This is a genomic window from Tabrizicola sp. (assembly GCF_030694085.1).
Classification (GTDB): Bacteria; Pseudomonadota; Alphaproteobacteria; order Rhodobacterales; family Rhodobacteraceae; genus Tabrizicola.
The window spans coordinates 1-25318 of the sequence record NZ_JAUXZE010000054.1; the positions used below are offsets into that span (position 1 = coordinate 1).

Here is a 25318-nt window from a genome sequence, read left to right on the forward strand (position 1 = left end):
GGCTCTCCGATCAGGAGGTTCAGCGTCTGCTCTCCAATCTCGACATCCAGACCTTCTCGACCCGGGACGAAGAGGAGGTCGCTGGCTACGCTCAGGTCATGGACACAGTCTTCGCCTCGTGGCGCGACATCGATGTGACCGAGAACCATATCCGCCAGTTACACCGGGACCTCCTGCGGCACAGCAGCAAAGACCAGCGACATAGGGGGGCCTGGAAGACCGCGCCAAACTCGATCGCAGCTTTCGACGAGGCAGGGCGGCAACTTGGCGTGGTGTTTGAGACCGCCAGCCCCTTTGACACGCCGGGCCGCATTGCTGAACTGATCGACTGGTACAACGCCGCCACCCAGGACCATGATCTGCATCCGCTTCTACTGATCGGAATCTTCGTCGTGGTATTTCTCGAAATCCATCCGTTCCAGGACGGCAACGGCCGTCTCAGCCGGATCCTGACCACCTTGCTGCTTTTGCGCTCAGGCTATGCCTATGTCCCGTACTCATCCCTCGAAAGCGTGATCGAGCAAAGCAAAGAGGCCTATTACCTGGCACTTCGGCAGACCCAGGGGACGATCAGGTCCGACACTCCGGACTGGGGTCCCTGGCTCGGCTTCTTCCTGTCTGCACTACAGCGCCAGATGATTCGATTGCGCGCAAAAGTTGAGCGTGAACGGCTGTTGATGGGCAGCCTGCCGGAAGTTTCCGCGCAGCTTCTCGACCTCGTGCGCGATCATGGTCGCCTGACAATCGGCGACGCCGAGCGCCTGACCGGCCAGAATCGCAACACGCTGAAGCAGCACTTCCGCACACTTGTCGCGGATGGCCACCTAAGCCTGAACGGGGCCGGGAGGGGGGCCTGGTATTCACTCCGATAATTTTGATTATGTAATTTACTGGTCGCCACTGGGCATCCCACGAACAGCTCGCATAGACCCGAGAGATGTCGATCCGCAGGGCGAACAGGACAAGAAAAAAGCTACCTCTTGGAGGTCTCGGACCTGCTCGCCTCAACAGAGGCTTTGCGCTCTGAAGACAGCAGCCCGCGCACTACGATCCTGTAAGTAGGTTCGGTATCGAGAGAGAAGACCTTCGTTGTCTGCTCCTTCCTCGATCAGCTTTTCGGTTTCTGCAAGAGCAAGCTCGTATGTAAGGCAGCCAGACCCGTCTCCCGCCAATTGGTCGGCCAAGCGTCGCTCTATCTCCACCTTTACCGCCGCGGGAAGAACTCCCCGGGCTTCAGAATACACCAGGCGCAAGCCAAACCACCGCAGGCGTTCGTCCTCTAAGCCTTGCACGATCGCAAGACGATCCGGCCATGAAGCTTGGTGAAAATCACTCATGCGCCTCTCGTCATCCGGCCCTGGAAAACCGTTGTAGATCCGCTCCTCGAGATGAGGCGACAGCGGAAAAGGCTCTCGGGTGGCAATATATGCAGCGACAAGGCGCGCACATAATTGTGGGTCCGACTTTACGCGCCGGGCCTGGCTTTCGATATGATCGATGGCCCCACCATCCAACATGTGTTCAGGAGCATCGAAGAATGCTGTCAGCGATGGAGCTGAGTTGACCCTGAAGTGACGGATAGGACTGGGCTTCTGCGACAGATGGGCCTGCAGTTCGAGGTCGCCCATCGCGGCAAGCTGGCCCACGTCCTTGTTGAGGTTGAGGCAAATCCTGCCGTTGGCTTGGTTGGGGTCGACACCAATACAGACGACAGGAGCATGATAAGCTCGACCGCCGAAGAACTCAGTCAACACGAAGCCATCTTCGGCATCGACGAAGTCCGCAACTGCCGCTTTGTTCGAAAAGCGAACGAACCGCTGCCATAACTCCGGAGACCGCTCATATACTAGTCGGCACAACTCGACCGTCGCAAGCACGTCCGACATGGCATCGTGTGCCTGGGCGTGTGCGACACCATTCGCAGCCGCCAGATGATGCAAACGGAATGTCCGCCGTCCTTCTTCTGTGACTGGAACGACAAGCTGTGCAGGAGATACGGCATCAGCGGCCATCACCAAACTGAGTGCGTCGGCTCGGCCGTTGCGGTGGTTGCTCGTCAAGTAAGCTGAATACAGACACTGGAAAAGTGCCTGACGCAGCATCTCTTCGTCAAAGCGAATGGAGTTGAAACCTACAAAGATGGATGGGCTCCACGACATCAAGGTCCGCCGAATGTCTCCTACCATCGCGTAGTGCGTCGGCAGGCTGGCGTCAGTCAGCCGTTCTATCGGCAGTCCGTTCGTGCGCATCGCCGAAGGATGGGGAAGAACGTGAGGCTGGAGGCGCGAGCGCGACTCGAAACGCGCCACCTCCCTCAAGTTCGCATCGGTGCGAACAGCTGCGAAATGGATAATCTGATCGAAGCCGCGCTTGAGCCCCGTCGTCTCAGTATCGAAAAAAACGAAGCTCATGGACGCGTTACAAACTAGCTAACCGAAAACGCATTGCGGCCGTGCTTACTCTGAACCGACGCGCCAAGACCTCGATCGCCGACTCGTCCTCAAGGTCGACACCCCCGCCTTCCAACGCGTCGGCGAGCAGGTAACCAGGGATCAAGAGTTCCGAAGCAAAGGCGTTGGCATCGATTTCCATCGGATCCGTACCAAGTGCCGAGACATTATCCCGAAAGAGGACGCGGATACCCTTATCGACATGCACGGCTTGGCTGATCTCAGTAGCATGAAGAATGTGGTGGGCCAACTCGTGGGCAGCCGAAAACCGCTGGCGGTTCGGATGGTGCAGCGCGTTCACCCCGATTATGCCTACACCGTCCTTGATGTACGCCATCCCCGAAAGATCTTCATCGAGAGGCGCATACTGAAGGACGATCTTTCGCGATTTGATTATTCGTTCCACCGGGACAGGTGGCGCAGAAACGCCAAACTCCTGCAGAATCAAACGCGCAGATCCGCGTGCACCTTCTGGATTGGAATTCGCCATAGTCAGACCCTTCCGCGTCGTGGTCGCAACGCAGATGCTATCAGATCGGCGACTTGAGCTTCAGCATTTTCAGACAACGTCTGCTTCGATAGCGCCTGATTGGAAAGCTTCATCTTTAGCCCCTCCCCTATGGTCTTCTGCGGTATCGGAGGCAGGAGCTCCGCCACTTTGGTGAAGTCGAGTGCGGCAGCAAGCGCATAAACGTGATGCAAGAGGATGTTCTGCCGGCCACTCTCGATGTTTGCAATCGAAGCGCGCGACATGTTCACCTTACTGGCCAGTTGCGCCTGCGTTAGGTCGAGCGCCTTCCTGCGGGCCGAAACCGCACTGCCAAAAGCCTTGTAAAGCAACTCGTCTCCCATGTGGTATGTTTGCGCTTTTTCCCGCCCAATGTCAACATCGCAAACAATGTGTGCTTATTGCAAACAGTGCTATGTGCATATAAATTGACAGAGAGGCCTGAATCGGGAATCTTTTGCCGTAGGGCATGGCGCCCACGGCGAGTCGGAGGACCACAATGTCGAAACGGATTCATGTAGTGCCCCACGGGTCGGGCTGGGCAACACGTCGCGAAGGTGCCACCCGCGTCGGATCGACCCACAACACGCAGGCGGATGCGACGCAGGCGGCACGAGGTACCGCAATTCGCGAAAACGGTGAGGTCATCATCCACCGTCCGGACGGTCGCATCCGGGATGCCAATTCCTACGGCAACGACCCCTTCCCGCCGAAAGGCTGACGGCACCGGACCGCTTTTTTGAGCGGTCCGGCTCGGCTGCGCGTTGAGGCGACTGCTATTTCAGAGAGGACAGATCGGGCAGATGGCGGAAAGTACGCAAGATCAGGGTGGTGAGCGGCCATATCGAGTGCTCAGCCTAGATGGTGGAGGGATGCGGGGCATCTATACGGCTGCATTTCTTGACCGCCTGACCGATCAGTTCGCGCGCATTCAAGGCAAAACGGCCCTTGATCTCGGCTGCGGCTTCGACTTGATCACTGGGACCAGCACCGGCGCGATTGTCGGCTGTGCATTGGCCGTTGGACGGCCGATGACTGAAGTTGTGGCACTTTATCGCGAGCACGGCACCAAGATTTTCCCGCATCGGATCAAGGGCAAACGCAGCGCAATCTACCGCGCGAGCCAGGGCAGCCGTTTCGTGCGTGAGGGTGACAAGGCACTACGTAAGGCCCTTCGCGGCGTGCTCGATGACGTCACCATGCTCGATGTGTTTGCGGGACGTGGCATTTCACTCGCGATTCCGACGGTGCTGATGAGCGAGCACCGGGCTTGGGTCTTCAAGAAGACGCCCAAGAGCGGGGTGCGCGACGATCTGTATCCGCTGGTCGACGTTTGCATGGCGACAAGCGCTGCGCCCATCTATCGCTCGCTGGCCGCCATTGATGATCCAAACTCGCCAGGCGGGCCCAAACAAGTGTTCGCCGATGGCGGGCTTTGGGCCAACAATCCGATCATGGTTGGACTCGTCGATGCACTGACGATTGCGCCACCCAATCGTCCGATCGAGATTTACTCACTCGGGACATGCCCGCGCCCCGAGGGTGACCACCTCGACGCAGAGAGTGCCCACCGTTCAATGCTTGACTGGTCGTTTGGCGCTGATGTCGCACCCCTCAGCATCTCGGCGCAAGAGTTCGCATTCGACCACATGGCGCGGCTTTTGGCTAACGCCATCAGCAGCTGCGGCCGTTCGATCCGGCGCGTACGCTTTCCCAACAAGCCGGTGCCGGCGAGCATGATGCCATACCTCGCCCTCGATGATACTCGGCCAGAGGCGATGGATCGTCTAGTCGGTCAGGCGCACACTGACGCCGATCTGACAAAAAGCGCTTGCGACGATCCAAACAGCGCGGAGGGGCGCATGATTAGCCGCCTCATGCACGACCTGCCGGCGATGCCGGCGACTGGCGCCGTCTGGCGTCGCTCCTCCACCTACAAAAAGGAAGGATAGGATGATGTTCGACTGCTCCAAAGATGTGCGTGCTTACCATAACCAGGACGTAACTCTGCCCAAGGCAGAACAGGATGCGATGCGCGACCGGCGCGATTCAAACCGGACTCGACTGCGGAACGGCTTAGAAAAGGCCGGCAGGCCCAAGCCGATCGAGTTCGTCAAACAGGGCAGCTACGCCATGAAGACGATGTGCCGCGATCCCGATAACGATTACGACATCGACGACGGCGTCTACTTCAATAAGAAAGATCTGGTCGGCGATCGTGGCGCCGAGATGACGTCCCTCCAGGCGCGCTGGATGGCGCGCGACGCGGTCGACGACGGCAAGTTCAAGCGAGCACCCGAGGTGCGGTCGAACTGCGTCCGCATCTTCTACGAGAAGGGCTATCATGTCGATCTGCCGGTCTACCGCCGCGTCGTCACTGACACTGTCTTCGGTGAGAAGGTGCATTACGAACTGGCGGCGAGCAGTGGCTGGAAGCGGTCCGACGCCCGCGATGTGTCGGATTGGTACGAGGACCAGCGCGCCGCTTCCGCCGACGGCACCCAGCTGCGCCGCATCAATCGCGACCTGAAGAAATACGCCCGCAGCCGCTATAGCTGGCGCGGTTCGATCTTGAGCGGCTTTGGAATTTCGGTCCTGACGACCGAAAAGTTTCTCGCGAACGACCGCGAGGATCGCGCGCTTTACGATACCATGGTTGCCATCCGTGATCGACTGAACTGGAACCTCGCCGTCGCCCATCCGGTGACCCCAGGCGACACCATCACCAGCGGGTTCGACGACGCTAAGGCGCGCTATTTCCGCGAGAAGCTGACGGAGGCGATCAACACGCTAAAGCCGCTCTTCGACGCCGACTGCACGCGAGAGAAGGCCCTTAAGTGCTGGGACAAGGTGTTCGCCACGACCTTCTTCAGCGAGCGCCTAGAGGAGGAGCAGCGAGCGTCTGTGGCCGCTCCAGCCGTCATCAGTTCCGCAGCCCTGCTGACCGCGACGGCGGCGGCAGCCGGCGCAGTCAGCAGTGCCGGCGGCGGCCGCCATGCCTAAGGACGTCCTGCAGCTTGGTTGGCGACAGGCAGCGCTTCGGCTCGAAGCGACCCTGCGCGAACGGGCGGGTCAGGCGCCCGAGCGCCTCGACCGCGCGACGATCTCCAGCGATTATCCGGGCCGTGACTGGATCGTCGCCGCCTGGCGGGTCAGCGTGGTGTTTTCAGACGGAGTAACCCGCCGAATCGACCTTGTGGCCGGCGCGCAGTTTCCTGCGACGCCGGTCAGAACCGCGCTGGTCGACCATCCCGAGCCCATGACCTGGCCGCACGTCGAGAGCGACGGCATCCTGTGCCTGTTACCGAACCTGGCCGAGTGGGATCCCGATGATCCCTCCGAGGTCGCGATGAATCTGCTAAACCGCTCGGTCCGGCTGGTCGAGGAGCTGCTGGGGGGCAGCATTGTCGAGCGCGACTTCCGCGAGGAGTTTGTGACCTACTGGGGTTACCGGGTGCATTCGCAGGGCGAAAACCTGTTCAGTCTGGTCGCGCCCGAGCCGCCCTCGCGCATGGTGCGTGTATGGCGCGGCAAGGGTCTCGAGGTCGCCGGAGAGGATGAGGACGCCATCGCGAATTGGGTGCGTCGCCGTTTCGGAGATAAGGGCCGGGTAAAGACCGAGCCGGCCGCGTTCCTTTGGCTCGACGCGCCGTTACTTCCGGCTGAATACCCCGAGAAGGGCGCCGATTTGTATCACTTGGCGGAACGGATCAGTGGCGATGCCAAAACACTTCTGGACAACGTGGCGAAGGGGGAGCCCGACGAAGTTCTGGCACTGCTCGGCGCTATTGGACGCGGGGGCGCTGCGTCGATTGGGGTAAAGGTGCTCAACCCAAAGCGGCGCAAAGACCGACCTCGCTCGCCCGACGCCCCCCTCTCCGTGGGGTTCCGGCCTGGGCACACGCCACAGCCACTGCTGCTGGGCCGCTTTTTCGACGCGAGTCCCGTCGTCAGGACCCTTGTGCAGCGCGCCGATGCCGACTGGGTGCATGGGCGAGGTCAGGATGCTCGCGCCCGCTGCTTGCTCGGTGCAACTGTTGTTGTGATCGGCTGCGGGTCAGTTGGCGCGCCGATCGCCTGCGCCCTCGCCCAGGCGGGCGTCGGTCGCCTCATCCTGGTCGATCCTGACAGGTTGACCTGGCCCAATGTCGGGCGTCATCCGCTCGGCGCGTCCGCCGTGGGCCGTAACAAGGCCAATGCCTTGGCCGAACGACTGCAGGCCGACTTCCCGCATCTTCACGTCGACTACCGCGCTTGCGATCTGGAGCACTTGGTCGCGCACAACACAGATCTGCTCGCAGCGGCCGATATGATCGTCGCTGCGACTGGAAACTGGGTCGCCGAGAGCGCGCTCAATCGCTGGCATGTTCAGAAAGGGCGTGGACGGCCCGTTGTATACGGGTGGACCGAGCCGCATGCCGTGGCTGGTCACGCTGTCGTAGTCGGCCAAGAGGGTGGCTGCCTGCAGTGTCACATCGGGCGGACTGGCGCGCCGGAATTCACGGCAGTGGAGTGGCCAAGTGGGAGTGACATCGCTCAAGAGGAGCCGGCTTGCGGCGCGCACTATCAGCCTTATGGGCCGGTGGAGCTAGCCTACGTGAACGCGATGATCGCGGAAGTCGCCCTGGAGTGCCTTCTCGCTCCGCCGGCGCAATCTTTCAGTCGCGTATTCGTCGCGTCGCCGCGCCGTATCGCGTCACTTGGCGGGCGGTTGACCGAAGGCTGGCGCTTCGCATCTGACGAAGCTAACGAGGGTGTTCGGACTGTCGATCGGCCCTGGCCACTTGCTTGGTGCGCCGCTTGCGGGCCAGGGTGTCTCCACGTAGTTGCCTAATGCTAAGCGGAATTTGAACCTCCCCAGTTTTCAGTCGATGTCTGCTATCGGGATTTGCGTCGGAATGGGCCGCGAAGCGGACCTCATTGTCGAAGCTCGGCAACGGCGACTTTAGGCCGGAAGTAACGACTCTTGGGCACTGTTTGGCCCGGCGATTTTTCCCCGCCGGGCCAGGTTGTTGGTCGGCTCAGAACGGGATCTCGTCGTCGCGATCGACCAGCTCGGGCGCATTGCCCTCGGCCGCTTTCGGGCGGCTGAGGAAGTCGATCTTCTCGGCGATGATCTCGCAACCGTAACGGTCGACGCCCGCCGCATCGGTCCACTTCGTGTAGTGGATGCGGCCCTGAACCAGGACCTTCATGCCCTTCTCGCAGTTCTCGGCGACCGACTTGCCGAGGCCGTTGAAGCAGGTGATGCGGTGCCATTCGGTGTCCATCACGCGGTAGCCGTGCTCGTCACGGACCGCGCGGCCTTCCGAGAGGCGGGGGCGCGAGGTGGCGAGGGTGAAGTGGGTGATCTTCGTGCCGCCTTGGGTCGTACGGGCTTCCGGGGCCTGACCGATGTTGCCGGCGAGGATGACGATGTTCTGCATGGTGGTTCTCCTGAGATTTCGCTGAAGGGACCATCCCTTCGACAAGACCCGGCAGAAGCCTGTCGGGAGACGTCCGCACGGCGGGGCCATGGACCAGCCGGAAACCCCCGAGGGCCCGGGGTGGCGCGGGCAGGACGCTTTGCGGCCAACACGGCCCGGGCAGGAGTTGGGGTTGCGGGCAGGAATCCGAACAGGCTTAGGGGATTGTCCGTCGAAGGGGAGGTGCCTCAGCCGTATCACAGGGGGAGAGACACCAAGCAGACACGCTCAGACCGATCTCCTCCGGCAATGTCAGGACCAGGGGGAAAGAACCCGGAAAGGGGGAGTGGGATCACCTAGCCCCCTACCTGAGCCCCCTGCCCCGCTCGTCTCTTGCCGCGCGGGCTCGGCACGATTACGCCTGCGGTATTGAATCAACCGGAGCACCCGATGCCTGATTTCAACCTGGCGGCCATGTCGCTCGCAGAACTGCGCGATTTGCAGAAGTCCGTGGCCAAGGCCATTTCCACCTTCGAAGCACGGCACAAGGCGGAGGCCCGCGAAAAGGTCGAGCTGCTCGCCAAGGACCTCGGCTTCACCCTCGCCGAACTGGCGGAACTGGGGGAACCGAAGCGCAAGCGGGCGCCCTCGACGAAGATCTACCGGCATCCGGAGAATCCGACCCTCACCTGGTCTGGCCGGGGACGCAAGCCGGGCTGGTTCGCCGCCCATGTCGATGCGGGCAAAAACCCGGACGAGCTGCTCGGCTGACTTGCGGGAATCGCTGTCCAATGGACCGCCTCGCCCCATCTGCTGTTTGCGAGGATCGCGAAGCCGACCCCGTGTAGCCGCAGTGTTCCCGTCGATCGAGCCGACCTAAAGGTGAAAGGCCCTGGCGGCGGCCGCCGCCACCCTCGTACGCCCGACGCAATGGGTGGGGAGTAGCCAGTGACAGTGCGGCTGGGCTTTTCCCGCTACCGGAAAGCGCAAGTCATCCCGAGTGGGGCTAGAAAAATTGTAATCTTCGTGCTACATATTTTGAAAATCTGTAGTGCGAAGGTGGCAAATGCCTACTCCACATACTCCTCCCGCGGCCGTGCGCCGCGCCCTTCGGAAGCTCGGCGCGGATATCCACGATGCCAGACGCCGTCGAAAGCTACCTATGGCGGTCGTCGCGGAGCGCGCCTTCACGTCCCGTTCGACCTTGCAAAGGGTCGAAGCCGGCGACACGAATGTTAGCATCGGCATCTATGCAGGAATACTTCAGGCTCTTGGCCTGCTTGAAGGTCTTGGTCAAGTTGCCGACATAAGCAACGACAGCGTCGGGCAGTCACTGGCGAGTGCCGATCTGCCAAAGCACATTCATCTCAAGCGGCCAACGAGGTCGTCCCGCGATGGCTGACTTCGAAGTCCATATTGATCTCCACGGTCGCACTCACCCGATCGGACTGGCGAGAAGCAACCGCGTTCGCGGCACAGAGACCATCCTTTTCGAGTATGACGGCGCTTGGCTTGAGGACGCCGAGCGCTTCTCACTCGAGCCCGCGCTTGCTCTCACGCGTGGCGCCTTCGCTCCTCCGGCAGGACTGGTGACCTTCGGATCCATCGGCGACTCCGCGCCAGATACGTGGGGCCGCCGCCTCATGCAGCGCGCTGAGCGACGCTTCGCCGACCGCGAGGGCCGCGCAGTCCGCACGCTCGCGGAAAGTGACTACCTGCTCGGGGTCGCAGACGAGACGCGGCTCGGCGCGTTACGGTTTCGCTGGGTCGGCGAAGAGGCCTTCCAAGCGCCGATCAGGGCCGGCGTGCCGGCCCTGATCGAGCTGGGCCGTCTGCTTCAGATCACCGAGCGGATTCTCCGGGACGAGGAAACGGACGAAGACCTTCAACTGATCTTCGCGCCCGGCTCCTCCCTAGGCGGTGCACGGCCGAAGGCCTCGGTCATCGACCAACATGGCCGTCTCTCCATCGCCAAGTTTCCGAAGGAGAGCGACGACTATAGCATGGAAACCTGGGAGGAGATCGCGCTGCGGCTGGCCGGCCAAGCCGGCATCGCCACCCCGCAACACGAACTTGTCGAAGTGGCCGGCAAGTCGGTGATGTTATCGCGACGCTTCGATCGCGATGGCGCGATCCGCATCCCGTTCCTGTCCGCAATGGCGATGATGGGCGCCAGGGACGGCGAGCGTGGCAGCTACCCCGAGATCGTCGATGCCCTGGCCCAGCATGGCGCGCAGGGAAAGACGGACGCCCACGCGCTCTATCGGCGCGTCGCCTTCAATGTGCTGATCTCCAATGTCGACGATCATCTGCGCAACCACGGCTTTCTCTGGCTCGGCAAGGCCGGGTGGTCGCTCTCGCCCGCCTATGACCTCAATCCGGTGCCCACCGATCTCAAGGCGCGTGTGCTGACGACGAACATCGACCTCGACGAGGGAACCTGCTCGCTCGATTTGCTCGAACAGGCGTCGGAATATTTCGCACTCACGCTGGCGCAAGCCCGAGCGATCATCAAAGAGGTCGCGACCGTGACCGCGACATGGCGCGAGACCGCGAATGCCGTCGGCGCCCGGTCGGCCGAGATCACCCGCATGGCCAGCGCCTTCGAGCATGACGATCTCACGCGGGCGCTGGCGCTATGACCAGGACCTTTTTTCATAGCTTCGATCCACCAGCCGCAAGCCCGGTATCCGGGGCCACAGTCGATCTGGAAGTCTCCGAGATCGAGGATGCCGGTATCCGGGAGGTGCTGCAGACGCCAGGCGCAGCCTATGGCGCCTGGTCGATACTCGATGCGCTGTTGACCCCGACCGGCGCAGGCACGCCGTTCGTGTTCAGGGAGCCGCTCGGTCAAGCACGGGAGGTCAAGGTCGCGCTCTCAGGCTTGTTTGGACGGTTCGTCGCGCGTGCCTACCTCGAGCGCTACTTCAACCTCTCGATCTTCGCCCATCTCGGCAGCCGCACGATCGACCTTGATCGCCGCCGTCAGGTCAAGATCACGCGCCTATCCCGCGGCGACCTGCCCGACTGGATCGCCTGCGCATCCGACCTGTCGTCGCTGACTGTCGCCGAAGCCAAGGGTTGCCACGATGTCGGCGGTCCCGCCAAAGCGCTGGACCGAGCATGGGCGCAGGCCCGGCGGATCGACGTCACCGCCCGAGGCCGCAAGGTCACGGTGAAGCGTATCGCGATCGCCACGCGCTGGGGAATGGCGACGGCCGGTCCAGCCGATGCCCGCCTTTCGGTTCGGGACCCGGTCGAGGAAGGCGAGCCGCATACCCAGGAGGAGAAGGACGCGCTCTTCATCGGCATGCTTCGGCTCCATATCGCCAATCTCATCAAACCGCTCGGGCATGCCGAACTAGCGGACGCGCTTCGCGGCCTCACACTGCAATCATTCCCACGAAGGCTCGAAGGTGAGACCCAGCGGGCGCGATCGCTGCTCGACACATCCCCGGTGCGGGATGTGGACAAGGCGAGCGCCGCCATGGACGGTCTGATCGGCGGCATCGTCACCCGCGCGGGACCGCTTAACGACGCCGGCGTTGAGCCTGCCGATCAAGAAGCACTCTCCCGCCTTAATCTCCGGCCAGTCTTTGTCGGGGTCGAGCACGAGCTCATTCGCGCTGCTATCGATGCCGAGCCGCAAGCCATTCGCAGCCGTCTCGCCGAAAAAGGGAGTCCGGACGAGTTTGCACGACCGGACCGTGCCGGCGGCTGGATCATTCCGCTTGGCCAAGAGCGGCGCATCATAGGCGGCATCTGAGACAACGACGGCGGAAGACAAGCATCATGGAAAACGGCCCGCCAGACCATGCGGGCAGGCTCGGGGCAGAAGACATGGACGCGCAGGAGAATGACCTCTCGAACGAAGCCGTAGCACTTGCCGACATTCTCAAATGGTCGGCGGATCTGCCCGCCTGGCAGCGCGATGCGCTCAGGCGGCTGTGCGGTCAGTCCAAGTTGGAGACTGCCGACATCACGGCGCTCGTCGCGATCTGCAAAGGCGCTGATGCCGGCAGTCCGCTCGATGCGAACCACGTCAGGGATCCTGCAGCCAGCCACGCCGTCGTCAGCCTCAACGCTCTCCATGGCCTCTCGCACGTCAATGCCCTTGCGCCTGGAGAGCGGCTGAGCTTCGGCAAATCCGGCCTCACCGTCATTTATGGCGATAATGGCGCCGGCAAGTCCGGCTACGCCCGGGTCCTCAAGCAGCTCTGCCGCGCGCGGTCGCCGAAAGGCGACGCGATCCTCCCCAACATCTATGCGGCCGGCTCGGGCACTCCCGCGGCCAGCATCGACTTCTTTATCGGCGCCCAGAAACGAAGCGCGTCATGGACCCAGGGTAGTCCGCCGGACGCCATGCTCTCCGCCGTGAGCGTGTTCGACTCGCGGACTGCCAACGTCCATGTCGAGAACACCAACGATCTCGCCTACACGCCGCTGCCGCTCCGCATCCTCGCGGGGCTGGCGCAGGCCTGTCAGGACGTCAAAGCCACACTGGCTGCCGAGGTGAAGGCGCTCCAGGAACAGACCCCGGCCGTTCTTTCCAAACCCGAATGCAAGCCGGAGACTATAGTCGGCAAGCTGATCTCTGGCCTGTCGGGCAAGACCAAACCGGAGACCGTCGAGAAACTTGCCGGTCTGTCGGCCGAGGAAGAACCCCGACTTCAAACGCTCAACATCGACTTGGCCAGCGACCCGGCCCGCACCGTTCGCCAGCTCCAGGGCCAGGAAGCCCGGATCAAGTCAGCGATCGAGCAGCTTGATCGGCTTATCGCCGCCGCAACCGACGAAAGCCGGGTGGCGCTACGCGTGGCCCACACGCAACGTGCGACGGCGCGCTCTGCCGCTGCGGCCGCCTCAGCCAACCTGTTCGCTGATGAACCTCTGCCCGACATCGGCTCAGACGTCTGGAAGGCCCTGTGGGAGGCGGCCCGGGATTATTCGCGCGCCTCCGCCTATCCCGACCGCCCGTTCCCTGTAACCGAGATTGGCGCCCATTGCGTCCTGTGTCAGCAGCTGCTCAGCGAGGAAGCCTCCAAGCGGCTCAGCAGTTTCGAGGCTTTCGTGCAGGACGAGAGCAAGCGCTGCGAACAGGAGGCGGCGACCGCATATACCGAAAAGCTCGAGGAGATCTCGGCGCACGCCGTCTCCATGCAGGATCTCATGGCGATCGTTGCGATGATCCGCGATGATGTCGGCCAGGAGGAAGCCGCGAACACCCTTCGCCGCCAGATTCTCCAATCGGCGTGGCGGCTGCGCGCTATCCTGAGAACCCACGGCCTTGCGGTCCTGCCTGATCTTCCGGCGTCTGGCGCCATCTCGCTCGATCCCCTGCGCACGGCGCTCAGCGGCATCGCCACGCGCATCGAAGGCCTCCAGTCGGAAGCCAACTCCCCGCAGCGCGCCGCGCTTATCGCCGAGCGCGATGGCCTTGCCGATCGCAAATGGCTCGGCGTGGTGAAAGCCGATGTGCTGGCCCAGATTGATCGCCTCAAGGTCATCGAGGCGGTCGAGAAAGCCAGCAAGGACACCGCGACGAACAAGATCACCACTCAGAGCGCCCGTATCGCCCAGGCGCTGGTCACCAACCGCCTGCGCGGGCGGTTCGCGATCGAGGTAGACAAGCTCGGCGTCGCCGGCCTCGCTATCGAACTTCAGCAAGCCAAGACAACCGCTGGCGTCCCCTTCTTCCAAGTCCGACTGATCAACAAGCCGAGCGAACCGGTCGGCAAGGTCTTGAGCGAAGGCGAGCATCGATGCGTCGCGCTCGCCGCTTTTCTTGCCGAGTTGTCGACCATCGACGCGCAATCCGCGATCGTGTTCGATGATCCCGTCTCCTCGCTCGACCATTTGCATCGCGACAGGGTGGCGGTCCGGTTGGCCGAGGCCGGCCAGACGCGCCAGGTCATCGTCTTCACCCACGACATGGCGTTCCTGCTTCTCCTTGATGAGGCCTGCCGAGCGACCAGAGACCGTGAGGCGACGCCCGTGGCATACCGCTTGATCAGCCGCGGGACGGAGAATGCGGGCTACTGTCATCAGGATCCACCGGCCAGCGTCATGCCGATCGACAAGGTGATCGACGGAATGAAGACCCACTTGGCCAACGTGAAAATCCATCACGAACGCGGCGACCAAGCGAAATGGCTGCGCGAGGTGACGTCCTTCCAGGACCAGCTCCGCACGACCTGGGAGCGCGCCGTCGAGGAGGTTGTAGGACCTGTGATCCGCCGCCTGTCCCGCAAGGTGGACACGACGGGCCTCATCAAGCTTACCGTCCTCACCCATGTCGATTGCACCGCCATGCGGGAAGCGTTTGGGCGTTGCTCGGCACTCCTTCACAGTCAGCCCGGTGAAATCAATCCCAGGCTGCCCGCGCCATCGGTGATCGAAGCAGAAATCGACGCCCTGGAAAAGTGGATCGCCGACATTCGGTCGCGGCAGGAGAAGGCCGCATGACTGAGCCGACGATGCGTCAAGCCACCTAGTCGGCGGGTCCCACCCCTGACCACCTTTTATACAGTGATCAGACCTGCAAAGCAGCGATGTCAAAGATTCAATCTTGAGGTGAGAAGGGCGCCCACGCATTCTGCGGTGAAATGGCATTTCAGGGGGAACTATGAATCCGGTCGTAATCGTTATGTTGGTTTGGTTCGCGCTCGCCCCGATTTTTCTGGTTCTCTGGCTGATCGCCAAGCGGAAACTGAAACAGAAGACCACTGAGGCCGAGACCGCAGCTACGACCCACAAAGATGCGCTCACCAAACTGGCGACAGACCACGAGGCGACCAAGGCCAAATATGCCGGGATCATTTCCCAAGAGGCCGAGGTGGCGCGTCTGCAAGGCATCGCCGCTTCGCTCACTTCGGACATCGAGCGCCTTCGGGCCTCCTATGCCGAAAAGCGCGCCTTGTTCGACCGGCTGGAGAGTCAGGTTGCCATCTATGACGAACGATTGGCCTTTGCCGAACTGGGCCTCTACGAACCGCATTTCGATTTCACCGACAGCGAGGAATTCAAGGCAAAGATTGTCGAGGTTCGGGATCGCCAGAAAGCAATGGTCTCGGCCAAACTGGCGGCCCTCTGCCCGAGCGAATGGACCGTGGACGGCAGCAAGGCCAAGGGCGCAACGATGATCAATCGTCAGATGCGCCTCACAATGCGGGCCTTCAACAACGAGTGCGAAGCCGCCATCGCGAATGTCCGCTGGAACAATGTGGTCGCGATGGAAAAGCGCGTCTTGGCGGCAGCCGCTTCGATCGACAAGGAAAACACCTCGATGAAGCTGTCGCTCAACGATCGCTTCGTCGCACTCAAGATCGAGGAACTCCGCCTGACGCATGAATATCGCGAACAGCTGAAGCGCGAAAAGGAAGAGCGCGCGGAAATGGCGCGGGCCGAGAAGGAAGAAAAGAAGCTGCTGGCCGAAGCCGAGGCGGCGGAAAGGGAAGAGGCCAAGTACCAAGCCCTTCTGGAGAAGGCCCGCAAGGAGGCGAATGGCGAGGGCAACGCACAAAGGATCGCCGAACTGGAAGCGGCCCTGGCCGCGGCCCATCTCGCCAGTGAGCGCGCCCGCGCCATGGCCGAAATGACCAGGTCCGGCTATGTCTATATCATCTCAAACGTGGGTTCGTTTGGCGACGATGTCGTGAAAATCGGGCTGACCCGCCGGCTCGATCCCGATGACCGGGTCCGCGAACTTGGGGATGCGAGCGTTCCTTTCAGCTTCGACACCCATGCCATGATCTACAGCGATGCGGCGCCCACGCTCGAAGCGGCCCTACACAAGGAATTCGCCGAGAAGCGGATCAACATGTCGAATTTCCGGAAGGAGTTCTTCCGGGTTTCGCTGGAAGACTTCGAGGCAGCAGTCACGCGGCTGGCGCCGACCGCCGGGTTCTTCAAGGATCGGGAGGCGCAGGAATGGCACGAAACTCTTGCCCGCCGAAATGCCAGCCTGGCTGACATGCAGTCGGCGGCGGCGAGAGAACTGCCGGCTTCGATCTGAAGGACCCACTTCTCGGGGCGAATAGACTTTCGCCCCGAGAAAGTTGGGACGCTTCACGCCCCCTTCTCGAACTTCATGACCGGGATGCCCAGCTTCTTGGCCTTGTCGGCGAGGTTCTCCTGGATGCCATTGCCCGGGAAGACGAGGACACCCACGGGCAGCACGTCCAGCATGGCGTCATTGCGCTTGAAGGGCGCGGCCTTGGCGTGTTTGGTCCAGTCAGGCTTGAAAGCCACCTGCGTCACGCCGCGAGCCTCGGCCCATTTGGCGGCGATGAGTTCCGCGCCCTTGGGGCTGCCACCGTGCAGAAGGACCATATCGGGATACTTGGTCCGGACCTGATCGAGCTTGCCCCAGATCAGGCGGTGATCGTTGAAGTCGGTCCCACCGGTGAGTGCGACCTTGGGGCCTGCGGGGAGCATCACCTCGGTTTCCGCGCGGCGCTTGGCGGCCAGGAAGTCGCGGCTGTCGATCAGCGCTGCGGTCATGTGCTGGCGGTTCACCATCGAGCCGGTGCGGGGCCGCCAAGTGGATCCCGTGTGATGGACGAACTCGGTCGCGGCGTGATCGCGCATCATGTCCATGCAGTTGCGCCGTTCGATCAGCGTCAGGCCTTCTGCCGTCAGGCGCTCAAGCTCGGTCGATTTCACCTCGGAGCCGTCCTGCTCGCGCTGGAGGCGGCGCTGCGCCTGCTCGTTTTCATCGAGCGACCGCTCGATCCGGGCCGTGGCGCGGTGGAAGAGGGTGACCTGGGCCCAGAGCACCTCTTCGAGGTCGGGTTCCATGCGGGTGTCTTCCAGGGTCGCGACGAGGGCGTCGAAGATGTCGGCGACGGCGACCGCGAGGCGCTGCCCATCGGGCATCGGGCGCGGATCGGGCTCGTCAAAGGGGCGGTAGCCATAGAGCTGCAGCTCGTCGAGCGCATGGGCGGTCTGGGATGCGGTGTGGGCGGGTTCATACGCGTCGTCGTGGGTGTGGATCGTCATCTTCTTCTGGCCTCCGGGGCTCTCACTGGTCCGCGCCTCATCCCGCGCGGCCTTCATGGGCTCGCGAAAGCCGTCACGGGGCAGGATCCTTCACCCGCCCTTTTGCGGGCCGGAACGCATGTGGAGGAGGACGGGGGGCGGCTGATTTGACTTTCGCGATGCAAAGGCGGGGCTTGGCCCCGCCGGCGGAAATCAGTCGCCCCCCGTCCTTGAAGGGTCCTGAACTTTGACGGCCGCTTGGCCCATCTCTTGAAGGCCGTGTGGGTGAGGGGTGGATCAGTTAGCCCCCGGAAGGAGGCAGGGAGGACGGTCCCGACCCGCGATGGATCTGCCCCCCTGCCCCACTGTTCAGACTGCACCTGCGCGAAGGGGCCTCAGCTCTCCAGGCGCTGCCGATCCTCGGGACCGATCTGCTTCGCCAGATGCTGACGTAAGACTTCCGCGCCGTCGGCCCGGAGATCGTCGTTGAAATCCCCGAGCCGCGGTTCCAGCACCCGAACGGTAATCCCGACCTCGTTTGCTCTGGCGCTCAACCTCTCTGCCGCGCGTTGCCCCGCCGGATCGCGGTCGAAGGCGATGTAAAGGCGTTGCAGACCCGGGGGCAGCAGGAGGGCTCCGAGGTGACCGGAGGAAAGTGCGGCCCAGACAGGAAGGTCGGGGGCCGCCTCACGGACGGACAGCATGGTCTCGATGCCTTCGCCGACGACGAGGATGTCATCAGACGGGAACAACCTAACGGCATTGCCCAGAAGGTGACCCATCGCCCGCCGCTGGATTTCGACCGGTGCCTTGTCCTTGCCATCAGGCGCAAGCCAGGTGCGGTGCACGCCCTGGAGCGCCCCTGCCCCATCGGTGACCGCGGCGATCAGCGCGGGGCGGGGGAGGCTCTTGGTCTGACCCTCGTCCCGATGCCAGCACTTGGGGTGGAAGCGTAAGGAGCTGCTCGTCGCGCCACAGGTGATGCCCCGGGCGCGGAGATAGGTTTCCGCAAGCGTGCCTGCGATCGGCAATGAGGCCGCAAACAAGCGCGCGGCGGCTTCTGGCGTGCCGCCTGGGGCCTTGGTCTTCCCGGGCGACGGGATATCCGGGACGACCGGTGCCGGACGGCCAAGATGCGCGCGGGCCTCGGCTAGGAGATCGGGGAAGCGGGTGATCCCCGTGCGTTCGCGGATGATGTCCAGAAGATCGCCATGCTCACCCGTGGCGCCGTCCGTCCAGCGCCCGGCTGCCCCCTGCCCTGACGTCGGCCCCGTGAGCCGCACGAAGAGCGAGCGGCCTGGATTGTTCTGCAGATCGCCCACCATCCAGTAAGAGCCTTCCCGCCTGCCAGCGGGAAGGTAATGACGGCAGACGCTTTCGGCGTTTTGCGCGAGATCACGCAAGATGTCCTCGGTTTCCAATGACATGAGCACTCGAATCAACCTTGGCGTGCATGTAGTTCTTGCACCGGGAAGCGCGCAAGGAGGGTGCCGAGAATGGTAACGCCCGAAGCATCGGTGGGGCAGAAGAGCCGAAGCTTCCAGGCGATGATCTCCGAGAAGAACCCATCAGCCTTGAGCCGGTCCTTCTGGTGGGGGGTGAAGCCGGAAAGCTCGATGCGGTTGACCCCCATGACGCGTGAGCGGTGCAGTTCAAGGCCCTCGGCGAGTTTGACGACAATCTTGCCCTCGAGGAGCAGGCCGTGGATCTCGGCCGGGGTCAGGCTGGGCGCCGCACCCTTGGCGAGCGTCGTTGCCACCCAGGCGGGCGAAACCCGGCGGCCGATGATGCGCTGACCGTCATCGGTCTGCAGCCGGTAGACCCGGGTTTCGTCCTGGGGGAGGGTTTTCCAGATCGGCAGCAGGAGGCCTGCCACGATGTGCAGAGTGGATTCCGAGAACTCCGGCACCTCGGCGAGTTCAGCAGTCCACGCGGCAGAAAACGTCGCGCGATCCGCCTCGAGCCAATGCGTGTCCTCCATCATTTTGGCCGGGAAGGTCGCTGCCTCCATCGGTCGGATCAAACGGACGCGGGGTTCCATCGTGCCGTCGTCCAGCATCAGGCTGGTCGCGGGCACCTGGACCGCAGCCCGGCCAGAGCGGCTGTTGACGAGGAGCCGGACCTTGGGGTCATCGAGCCAGTCGAGTGCATCGGCCAGCGAAATGGGGCGGTTTCTGACGCGCTGCGCGATGGTCAGAAGCTGGGTTTCCGCGCCGGAACCCGGATGGGTGTAGATCACCTTAGCGTCGGTGACGCGGAAGCTCTCGGCGCGGAGCGTCTCGAGGCCAAGGTCATAGACCCCGGCGGCGATGGCACCCTCGATCCTTGCGTCGAGCAAGGTCTCGAATTCCGTGAAGAGGACGCCCTGCATCGCGATCGTCAGTGCCAGGAGGCGGTTGAGGAAGGTGGTGATCGGCGGCAGGTCATCCTTCAGCCCATTGGCATCGGTGAGCGTCAGACCGGTCGCGTCTTCGAACTCACCGAGCGAGCAGCCCGGCACATCGCCGCGATAGATGCGGCGGTAAAGCTGGCGGAGCGCATCGCGGGCGTAAGGCGACTCGAGATTGTCCTCGGGTCGGAAGAGCCCCTGCCCTCCGGTTTGTCGCTGACCGCGCGTGATGGCGCCGAGCGTGTCGAGCCGCCGCGCGATGGTGGAGAGGAACCGCTTTTCCGCTTTTACGTCGGTGGCCACTGGTCGGAAGAGCGGCGGTTGCGCCTGATTGGTGCGGTTGGTGCGCCCGAGGCCTTGGATGGCAGCATCGGCCTTCCAGCCGGGCTCCAGTAGGTAGTGGACCCGCAGGCGTTGATTTTTCGCGCCGAGATCGGCGTGGTAGCTGCGACCGGTTCCGCCCGCATCCGAAAAGATCAGGATGCGCTTGGCATCATCCATGAAGGCTGAAGTTTCGGCGAGATTGGCCGATCCGGCGCGGTTTTCCACGACGAGCCGCGCGGCAGGACCCTCGCCCATGCGCACGATGCGGCGCGACCGACCCGTGACTTCGGCGACCATGTCGGTGCCGAAATGCTGGACGACCTGATCCAGCGCGCCGGGCACCGGCGGCAGCGAGGCCAGGTGCTCGATCAGCGCATCGCGGCGGCGCACCGCCTCGCGGCATTCCACGGGCTGGCCGTCGCGGGTGACGGGCCGCGAGGAGAGATTGCCCTCGCTGTCGGTGAAGGGCTCATAGAGCTGCACCGGGAAGGAATGCTGCAGGTAATCCAAGCAGCTCTCGCGCGGCGTGATGTCGACCCGCACGTCGCCCCAGTCCTCAGTCGGGATCTCCGAGAGGCGGCGTTCCATCAGTGCCTCGCCGGTCGATACGATCTGGATCACGGCGGCATGTGCTGCGGCGAGATCAGCCTCGATGGCGCGGATCAGGCTCGGGGTCTTCATCCCTGTCAGGAGATGGCCGAAGAAGCGCTGCTTGGCGGATTCGAACGCCGAGCGCGCGGCGGACTTGGCCTGGGCATTCAACGTGCCACCTTCGCCGGTGACATTGGCGGCCTCCAGCGCGGCGGTCAGGTTGCGATGAATCACAGAAAACGCCCCGGCATATGCGTCGTAGACCTCGCGCTGCTCGGGGCTGAGCTCATGGATCAACATCTCGTATTCGACGCCGTCATAAGAGAGCGACCGGGCGGCGTAGAGGCCAAGCGCCCGCAGGTCGCGGGCCAGGACCTCCATGGCAGCAACCCCGCCCGCCTCGATTGCCTCGACGAATTCCGCGCGGGTCGCGAAGGGAAAATCCTCACCGCCCCAGAGCCCGAGCCGCTGCGCGTAAGCCAGATTGTGCACCGTAGTCGCCCCGGTGGCCGAGACATAGACCACCCGGGAGTTCGGCAGCTTGTGCTGCAGGCGCAGGCCCGCCCTGCCCTGCTGCGAGGCTTCGGTGTCACCGCGCTCGCCCTTCGATCCGGCGGCATTCGCCATGGCGTGGCTTTCGTCGAAGAGGATCACTCCGTCGAAATCCGGCCCAAGCCAGTCAACGATCTGATCGACCCGGGATTTCTTGGCACCGCGTTCTTCGGACCGCAGTGTGGCATAAGTCGTAAAAAGGATGCCCTCAGAGAGGGTGATCTCCCGACCTTGCGCGAAGCGCGACAGGGGCGTGACCTGCAGCCGCTCCTGGCCGAGAGCTGACCAGTCGCGCTGCGCGTCTTCCAGCAGCTTGTCGCTTTTCGAGATCCAGAGCGCCTTGCGGCGGCCTTGGGCCCAGTTGTCGAGGAGGATCCCGGCCGACTGGCGGCCTTTGCCCGCCCCCGTGCCATCGCCGAGGAAGAATCCGCGCCGGAAACGGACGGCGGCGGGGTCATCGTCCGGCGCGGCGGCGACCATGTCGCCGGTGTCATCGACGGTCCAGGATCCCGCCAAGTGCGCGCCATGCGCTTCGCCCGCATAGATCACCGTCTCGAGCTGCGCGTCGGAGAGAAGGCCGTCGCGCAGGACTGCGGCGGGAAGTTTCGGGCGAAAGGTCGGCTTCGGTGGTGCGACAGAGGCCATGGCCGCTGACTGCACCAACTTCGTCGGGTGCGGCGCGGCGCCGGGGATGTCGATGGCCTGCAGGCGGAAGGTCTCGTAGATCGCATCCGACAGGCGCACGGAGCCAGGGTCGTCCGCCGTCTCGCTCAGGGTGTAGCTTAGGTCCTCGGCGTCGAGTGCGACGACATGCTTGGCGGCACTATTGGTCGGGGGCGCTGCCCGCAAGGCTCTGACCGCGGTGCTGGGGGCACGGGCAGGATTTCCCGAGAAGGGAGAAGAGGGGCGGGGGCGAGCGACAGTGCCTTCTGCCAAGGCGAGGCGCGGGGGGACATCCGTCACGATCCGGGCCAGGAGCTCTGCAGGGTCAGCGCACATGGTCTGGGCGGTATCAGCGGTGATACCGCCCAATTCCCCGCCACGGCATTTGTCGAAGACCGAAATCCGCGTCTCGAAGCTGGTGCCGTGCTTAGCAAAGGCGGCTCCGGACACCGCGCCGGTAAACACCAAGGTGGCGCTCTCGGTCAGCCGGGCGAAGGTCTCGGCCCAGGCAGGGGCGTCCGGCACGAAACCCGCCCCGGTGATCGCGACCAGGCGCCCGCCGGGCACAAGCCGCGCAAGCGCCGAGCGCAGATGCCGGACCGTTGCCTCGGTGTTGCGGCCATCGACATGGGCCACAGCCGAAAACGGCGGGTTCATCAGGATCACGCTCGGGCGGATCCCGGGATCGAGGTGGTCGTCGATCTGCGCAGCGTCAAACCGCGTGACCGGGGCACCCGGGAAGAGGAGTGCCAAGAGTTCGGCGCGGGTTTCGGCCAGCTCGTTCAGTGCCACCGCCGCGCCGGTCATTTCGGCCAGAATGGCAAGGAGCCCGGTTCCGGCCGAAGGCTCGAGGACCAGTTCACCGGGCGTGATCTGCGCCGCAGCCAAGGCCGCCAGCCCCATGGGCAAAGGCGTGCTGAACTGCTGGAAGCTCTCCATCTCTTCCGAACGCCGGGTGTGGGTTGGCACAAGGCTCGAGAGCTTGGCGAGCATCGGCGCCAGCGCGGTGGGCGAGCCAGCCCGGGCAAGAAGCGCACGACCAAATTTGCGCAGGAAAAGGACCAGCGCCACCTCGCAGGCCTCATAGGCCAGCTTCCAATCCCAGGCGCCCGCAGCATCGGAGCCGCCGAAGGCGCGCTCCATTTCAAGCCGCAGGCGCAACGCGTCGATCTGAAAACCCTGGGCGAGATCGGGCTGCAGCGCCTCGGCGACCGCATGAATGCGGACGACGATCGAGGGAACGGGCGGCAATGCCACAGGCGGTACAGCCAGGACAGCAGGCGGGAGGTAGGTCATCGGGGAACTCCGGGATCAGGGGATGGTCAAGCCCCGGGGGACACCTCTCTCGGCATCCCTCGGGCTCACCCTGCCCCGTCCCTGCTCTGCCTCTGTTCCCCCTGAACCGGCGCAGATCGGCAAGGGGGATCTCGCCGCCCTGCCTTGCATGTGTTCCTCTTTTGTTCTATATATGAGAACCAAGCCGAGAAGGAAGATTCCCGATGGAAGACACCGCCTTTGCCCTCCCCGCCACCCAGAAGCAGATCGCCTATGCGCGGTCGCTTGCCCTGAAAAACCAGACGCTCCTGCCTTGGGAAGTCCAGCAGGATCGCCGCTCGCTCAGCGCTTGGATCGACGCGCAAGCCAGGATGAAGCCGCTTTCCGATTTCGACCGCCTGCCGTCCTCCAAGCAGGTGGCCTTTGCCGAACGCCTCGCCCGCATCAAGCGCCGCGCCGTCCCGGAAGATTGCTTCCGCGACAAGGGGCTCATGTCGAAGTGGATCGACGGGAACCGGTGAGCACAGCACCGGCTGGTGATGCCCTTGCGATCATTCAGAGTTTTGCCATGTCGTAGGTTGGCAAACAGAGCATAGTTGCCAACCTATAGGTTGGCAGATTGGCTCTTCAGAATTTCAACTGCGGTCAAATGCCTGTCCGAGCCGCGCCAGCTCGGTCAGAGCCGCTTCTTTCGTTTGCACGTCGTCCTCGTCGGCGATGAGCCTGCGAACGGTGCTGACAGGCATGAACATTCTCAGCGGGTTCGAAACCAAGGACTGGAACCCGTAGCTCTCGTAGAGCGCCTTGCGACGCGAGACGCGGTCGGGATCTCCGCAGTCGAGCACATCGAGCATGACCACCGCGACGCCAATGGCGTCGGCCGCAACGGCAATTCTCCGGAGGGCATCGACAAGCAGATCGCCGCCAAACCCGCCGCCGCTGAACTTCCGATCCCGCCCGATCATCGAGATGTAAGCGGCGGGAATGTTGCCATGCGAAGGCCGGGTCCGCGCAAACGTCGCAGGAAGATCCGTAAACTGAACCGCGTGCGCATTCAGGGCATAGAAGCCGATGACCGTGCCGTCGGGGTCAACCATCACGTAGAGGCGGACATTATCCGCCTTGGCGAGCTTGTTCGCAGTCTTCTGGAAATAGTTGTCGACTTGCTCGACACCGCAAGAAAAAGCCGCCCGATCATGCCTCAAAGGATCGAACGGCTCGATGGTATAGGCGACCGGTTGCGAAGCGGCCATTTACTTCGACACAACCGTCTCGCGGTGCCGACGGAAGGCTGCGCGCAGGGCCTCGGTCGGCGCCGCCGGCGCATCAAGCGCCGCAAAGAACGCCTCATGATCGACCGGCTGAAGCACCGTCCGGTCATGCGCTGCGATCGTTGCTAGCGCGGCCTGATAGGCGGCATTCATCGTGAAGACGGAATCGTCGACGCCGGACAGCGCCGCCGCCTGCTGGATCGCATTTTTGATGCGCGGCTTGGTCCGGAAATTCATCCGGGCCTCGTTGCGCTCATCGATCGCGCGCGTGGTGTCGTGGAAACCGAGCATGGTCGCCTCCTGAAAAGTCTTCCAACTATGTACGCCACATAGACGTACGTTTCAAGCGTGCGGTCAGAAAAGTTCTTCGAAAGTCGCACCCTCACCCGAACCGCCGCCCTCCATCGGTGAACGTGTACTCGTTGATGATGATCCCTTCATCGACGGCCTCGTCCGAGGTCAGATGGTCGTATTCGGCCTCCAGCTGCCGATAGAGCCAGCGGGCAAGATCGCGCAGCGCCTCCACGACGATCTCTTCACTGCCCTCGGCCGGCGCCTGACCGGTCGGGCTGTCGCGCGTCACGTCGATGGTCATGCAGTATTCGTGATAGTAGCGGCCACGATGGGTCACATTGGCACTGAGCTGATAGAAATTGCGCCGCTGCGCCTCCTGCAGGCGGTCGGTGATGCTGTGAAGGGCCTGATCCTGCGGGGCGTAGGTGCGGATTTCCCGGGCGGAGCCCTTGGCATGCCGGACTGTGGCCTCGTAGCAGGCGTTATGCAGAGCACCGCATAAGGCCTGTTATGCCGAGCGACGGATTATGCGGAGCGGTCCGGTCATCACGCTGTAAACGCGAGGGATTTTCGATAGTCCGCTCCGCATAACGACGGGCTTGTGCCCTCGCGGGTTC

The 25318-nt window shown here is 63.2% G+C and carries 21 protein-coding genes and 1 pseudogene; 12 read left to right on the plus strand and 10 right to left on the minus strand.

Features of this window, described 5'->3' with window-relative positions; genetic code table 11:
• Positions 1 to 872, plus strand: an 872-nt coding sequence (locus tag Q8M85_RS13465) for a Fic family protein (protein ID WP_305545472.1), incomplete at its 5' end; no start/stop codon positions are given.
• Between the two features lie 132 nt (positions 873 to 1004).
• On the opposite strand, the gene Q8M85_RS13470 is transcribed toward Q8M85_RS13465, so the two are convergent.
• The 3 genes from Q8M85_RS13470 to Q8M85_RS13480 are packed head-to-tail and all read right to left on the minus strand — an operon-like array spanning position 1005 to position 3290.
• Positions 1005 to 2411 (minus strand): exonuclease domain-containing protein, encoded by a 1407-nt coding sequence (locus tag Q8M85_RS13470; protein WP_305545474.1) that lies wholly within the window; start codon positions 2409 to 2411, stop codon positions 1005 to 1007.
• A 7-nt stretch (positions 2412 to 2418) separates the two neighbouring features.
• Positions 2419 to 2940 carry an ImmA/IrrE family metallo-endopeptidase gene (locus Q8M85_RS13475; RefSeq protein ID WP_305545476.1) on the minus strand — a complete coding sequence of 174 codons (522 nt, stop codon included), beginning with the start codon at positions 2938 to 2940 and terminating at the stop codon, positions 2419 to 2421.
• Between the two features lie 2 nt (positions 2941 to 2942).
• Positions 2943 to 3290 carry a helix-turn-helix transcriptional regulator gene (locus Q8M85_RS13480; protein ID WP_305545478.1) on the minus strand — a complete coding sequence of 116 codons (348 nt, stop codon included), beginning with the start codon at positions 3288 to 3290 and terminating at the stop codon, positions 2943 to 2945.
• A gap of 167 nt (positions 3291 to 3457) precedes the next feature.
• Between Q8M85_RS13480 and Q8M85_RS13485 the strand changes: the two genes are divergently transcribed.
• The 4 genes from Q8M85_RS13485 (at position 3458) to Q8M85_RS13500 (ending at position 7792) form a co-directional block, all read left to right on the plus strand.
• Positions 3458 to 3679, plus strand: coding sequence for a DUF2188 domain-containing protein (locus Q8M85_RS13485; protein WP_305545481.1), 222 nt, complete (start codon positions 3458 to 3460; stop codon positions 3677 to 3679).
• A gap of 82 nt (positions 3680 to 3761) precedes the next feature.
• A complete protein-coding gene (locus Q8M85_RS13490; RefSeq protein WP_305545484.1) occupies positions 3762 to 4910 on the plus strand; it encodes a patatin-like phospholipase family protein in 1149 nt (382 codons plus the stop codon).
• Positions 4911 to 4914: 4 nt separating this feature from the next.
• Complete coding sequence (locus tag Q8M85_RS13495; protein WP_305545487.1) at positions 4915 to 5961, plus strand: cyclic GMP-AMP synthase DncV-like nucleotidyltransferase; 1047 nt, start codon at positions 4915 to 4917, stop codon at positions 5959 to 5961.
• A complete protein-coding gene (locus Q8M85_RS13500) occupies positions 5954 to 7792 on the plus strand; it encodes a ThiF family adenylyltransferase (protein ID WP_305545490.1) in 1839 nt (612 codons plus the stop codon). Before Q8M85_RS13495 ends, Q8M85_RS13500 begins: the two co-directional genes overlap by 8 nt.
• A 187-nt stretch (positions 7793 to 7979) precedes the next feature.
• Here Q8M85_RS13500 and Q8M85_RS13505 read toward each other — a convergent pair whose 3' ends face one another.
• Entirely contained in the window at positions 7980 to 8384 is a 405-nt protein-coding gene (locus Q8M85_RS13505; RefSeq protein ID WP_305545493.1) for a single-stranded DNA-binding protein, read from the minus strand.
• 429 nt (positions 8385 to 8813) lie between these two features.
• Between Q8M85_RS13505 and Q8M85_RS13510 the strand changes: the two genes are divergently transcribed.
• From Q8M85_RS13510 to Q8M85_RS13535, 6 genes are all read left to right on the plus strand, one after another.
• Positions 8814 to 9134 (plus strand): H-NS histone family protein, encoded by a 321-nt coding sequence (locus tag Q8M85_RS13510; protein WP_305545496.1) that lies wholly within the window; start codon positions 8814 to 8816, stop codon positions 9132 to 9134.
• 295 nt (positions 9135 to 9429) lie between these two features.
• Positions 9430 to 9765, plus strand: a complete 336-nt coding sequence (locus tag Q8M85_RS13515) for a helix-turn-helix domain-containing protein (RefSeq protein ID WP_305545499.1) — start codon at positions 9430 to 9432, stop codon at positions 9763 to 9765.
• The gene (locus tag Q8M85_RS13520) at positions 9758 to 11005 is read left to right on the plus strand and encodes a type II toxin-antitoxin system HipA family toxin (RefSeq protein ID WP_305545502.1); all 1248 of its coding nucleotides are present in this window, start codon (positions 9758 to 9760) and stop codon (positions 11003 to 11005) included. The genes Q8M85_RS13515 and Q8M85_RS13520 overlap by 8 nt, the downstream gene beginning before the upstream one ends.
• On the plus strand, positions 11002 to 12129 hold the full coding sequence (locus tag Q8M85_RS13525) for a hypothetical protein (RefSeq protein ID WP_305545504.1): 1128 nt from the start codon (positions 11002 to 11004) through the stop codon (positions 12127 to 12129). Before Q8M85_RS13520 ends, Q8M85_RS13525 begins: the two co-directional genes overlap by 4 nt.
• 26 nt (positions 12130 to 12155) lie before the next feature.
• Positions 12156 to 14828 (plus strand): AAA family ATPase, encoded by a 2673-nt coding sequence (locus tag Q8M85_RS13530; RefSeq protein ID WP_305545507.1) that lies wholly within the window; start codon positions 12156 to 12158, stop codon positions 14826 to 14828.
• A gap of 160 nt (positions 14829 to 14988) precedes the next feature.
• Positions 14989 to 16377: a DUF4041 domain-containing protein gene (locus Q8M85_RS13535; protein ID WP_305545510.1), complete on the plus strand. Its 1389-nt coding sequence runs from the start codon at positions 14989 to 14991 to the stop codon at positions 16375 to 16377.
• 53 nt (positions 16378 to 16430) lie between these two features.
• Here the strand turns inward: Q8M85_RS13535 and Q8M85_RS13540 are convergent, their stop codons facing one another.
• From Q8M85_RS13540 to Q8M85_RS13550, 3 genes are all read right to left on the minus strand, one after another.
• The gene (locus Q8M85_RS13540; protein WP_305545513.1) at positions 16431 to 17363 is read right to left on the minus strand and encodes a DUF2493 domain-containing protein; all 933 of its coding nucleotides are present in this window, start codon (positions 17361 to 17363) and stop codon (positions 16431 to 16433) included.
• A 374-nt stretch (positions 17364 to 17737) separates the two neighbouring features.
• Positions 17738 to 18769: a toprim domain-containing protein gene (locus Q8M85_RS13545; protein ID WP_305545516.1), complete on the minus strand. Its 1032-nt coding sequence runs from the start codon at positions 18767 to 18769 to the stop codon at positions 17738 to 17740.
• A gap of 11 nt (positions 18770 to 18780) precedes the next feature.
• Complete coding sequence (locus tag Q8M85_RS13550) at positions 18781 to 23157, minus strand: strawberry notch-like NTP hydrolase domain-containing protein (RefSeq protein ID WP_305545519.1); 4377 nt, start codon at positions 23155 to 23157, stop codon at positions 18781 to 18783.
• 203 nt (positions 23158 to 23360) lie between these two features.
• Between Q8M85_RS13550 and Q8M85_RS13555 the strand changes: the two genes are divergently transcribed.
• Positions 23361 to 23657, plus strand: a complete 297-nt coding sequence (locus Q8M85_RS13555; protein ID WP_168775840.1) for a hypothetical protein — start codon at positions 23361 to 23363, stop codon at positions 23655 to 23657.
• A 114-nt stretch (positions 23658 to 23771) separates the two neighbouring features.
• On the opposite strand, the gene Q8M85_RS13560 is transcribed toward Q8M85_RS13555, so the two are convergent.
• The 3 genes and pseudogenes from Q8M85_RS13560 to Q8M85_RS13570 all read right to left on the minus strand — a co-directional run.
• Complete coding sequence (locus Q8M85_RS13560; RefSeq protein WP_305545526.1) at positions 23772 to 24389, minus strand: GNAT family N-acetyltransferase; 618 nt, start codon at positions 24387 to 24389, stop codon at positions 23772 to 23774.
• Complete coding sequence (locus Q8M85_RS13565; protein ID WP_168775838.1) at positions 24390 to 24698, minus strand: DUF1778 domain-containing protein; 309 nt, start codon at positions 24696 to 24698, stop codon at positions 24390 to 24392. It abuts the gene before it with no gap.
• Positions 24699 to 24789: 91 nt separating this feature from the next.
• Positions 24790 to 25182 (minus strand): annotated as a pseudogene (locus Q8M85_RS13570) (hypothetical protein); the annotation flags it as partial.
• Between the last annotated feature and the right edge of the window lie 136 nt (positions 25183 to 25318).

What these genes read in the sequence shown, in the direction of transcription:
- Q8M85_RS13470 (WP_305545474.1), bottom strand. Translation starts at nt 2,411, where the DNA reads ATGAGCTTCGTTTTTTTCGATACTGAGACGACGGGGCTCAAGCGCGGC.
- Q8M85_RS13475 (WP_305545476.1), bottom strand. Translation starts at nt 2,940, where the DNA reads ATGGCGAATTCCAATCCAGAAGGTGCACGCGGATCTGCGCGTTTGATT.
- Q8M85_RS13485 (WP_305545481.1), top strand. Translation starts at nt 3,458, where the DNA reads ATGTCGAAACGGATTCATGTAGTGCCCCACGGGTCGGGCTGGGCAACA.
- Q8M85_RS13490 (WP_305545484.1), top strand. Translation starts at nt 3,762, where the DNA reads ATGGCGGAAAGTACGCAAGATCAGGGTGGTGAGCGGCCATATCGAGTG.
- Q8M85_RS13495 (WP_305545487.1), top strand. Translation starts at nt 4,915, where the DNA reads ATGTTCGACTGCTCCAAAGATGTGCGTGCTTACCATAACCAGGACGTA.
- Q8M85_RS13500 (WP_305545490.1), top strand. Translation starts at nt 5,954, where the DNA reads ATGCCTAAGGACGTCCTGCAGCTTGGTTGGCGACAGGCAGCGCTTCGG.
- Q8M85_RS13505 (WP_305545493.1), bottom strand. Translation starts at nt 8,384, where the DNA reads ATGCAGAACATCGTCATCCTCGCCGGCAACATCGGTCAGGCCCCGGAA.
- Q8M85_RS13510 (WP_305545496.1), top strand. Translation starts at nt 8,814, where the DNA reads ATGCCTGATTTCAACCTGGCGGCCATGTCGCTCGCAGAACTGCGCGAT.
- Q8M85_RS13515 (WP_305545499.1), top strand. Translation starts at nt 9,430, where the DNA reads ATGCCTACTCCACATACTCCTCCCGCGGCCGTGCGCCGCGCCCTTCGG.
- Q8M85_RS13520 (WP_305545502.1), top strand. Translation starts at nt 9,758, where the DNA reads ATGGCTGACTTCGAAGTCCATATTGATCTCCACGGTCGCACTCACCCG.
- Q8M85_RS13525 (WP_305545504.1), top strand. Translation starts at nt 11,002, where the DNA reads ATGACCAGGACCTTTTTTCATAGCTTCGATCCACCAGCCGCAAGCCCG.
- Q8M85_RS13530 (WP_305545507.1), top strand. Translation starts at nt 12,156, where the DNA reads ATGGAAAACGGCCCGCCAGACCATGCGGGCAGGCTCGGGGCAGAAGAC.
- Q8M85_RS13535 (WP_305545510.1), top strand. Translation starts at nt 14,989, where the DNA reads ATGAATCCGGTCGTAATCGTTATGTTGGTTTGGTTCGCGCTCGCCCCG.
- Q8M85_RS13540 (WP_305545513.1), bottom strand. Translation starts at nt 17,363, where the DNA reads ATGACGATCCACACCCACGACGACGCGTATGAACCCGCCCACACCGCA.
- Q8M85_RS13545 (WP_305545516.1), bottom strand. Translation starts at nt 18,769, where the DNA reads ATGTCATTGGAAACCGAGGACATCTTGCGTGATCTCGCGCAAAACGCC.
- Q8M85_RS13550 (WP_305545519.1), bottom strand. Translation starts at nt 23,157, where the DNA reads ATGACCTACCTCCCGCCTGCTGTCCTGGCTGTACCGCCTGTGGCATTG.
- Q8M85_RS13555 (WP_168775840.1), top strand. Translation starts at nt 23,361, where the DNA reads ATGGAAGACACCGCCTTTGCCCTCCCCGCCACCCAGAAGCAGATCGCC.
- Q8M85_RS13560 (WP_305545526.1), bottom strand. Translation starts at nt 24,389, where the DNA reads ATGGCCGCTTCGCAACCGGTCGCCTATACCATCGAGCCGTTCGATCCT.
- Q8M85_RS13565 (WP_168775838.1), bottom strand. Translation starts at nt 24,698, where the DNA reads ATGCTCGGTTTCCACGACACCACGCGCGCGATCGATGAGCGCAACGAG.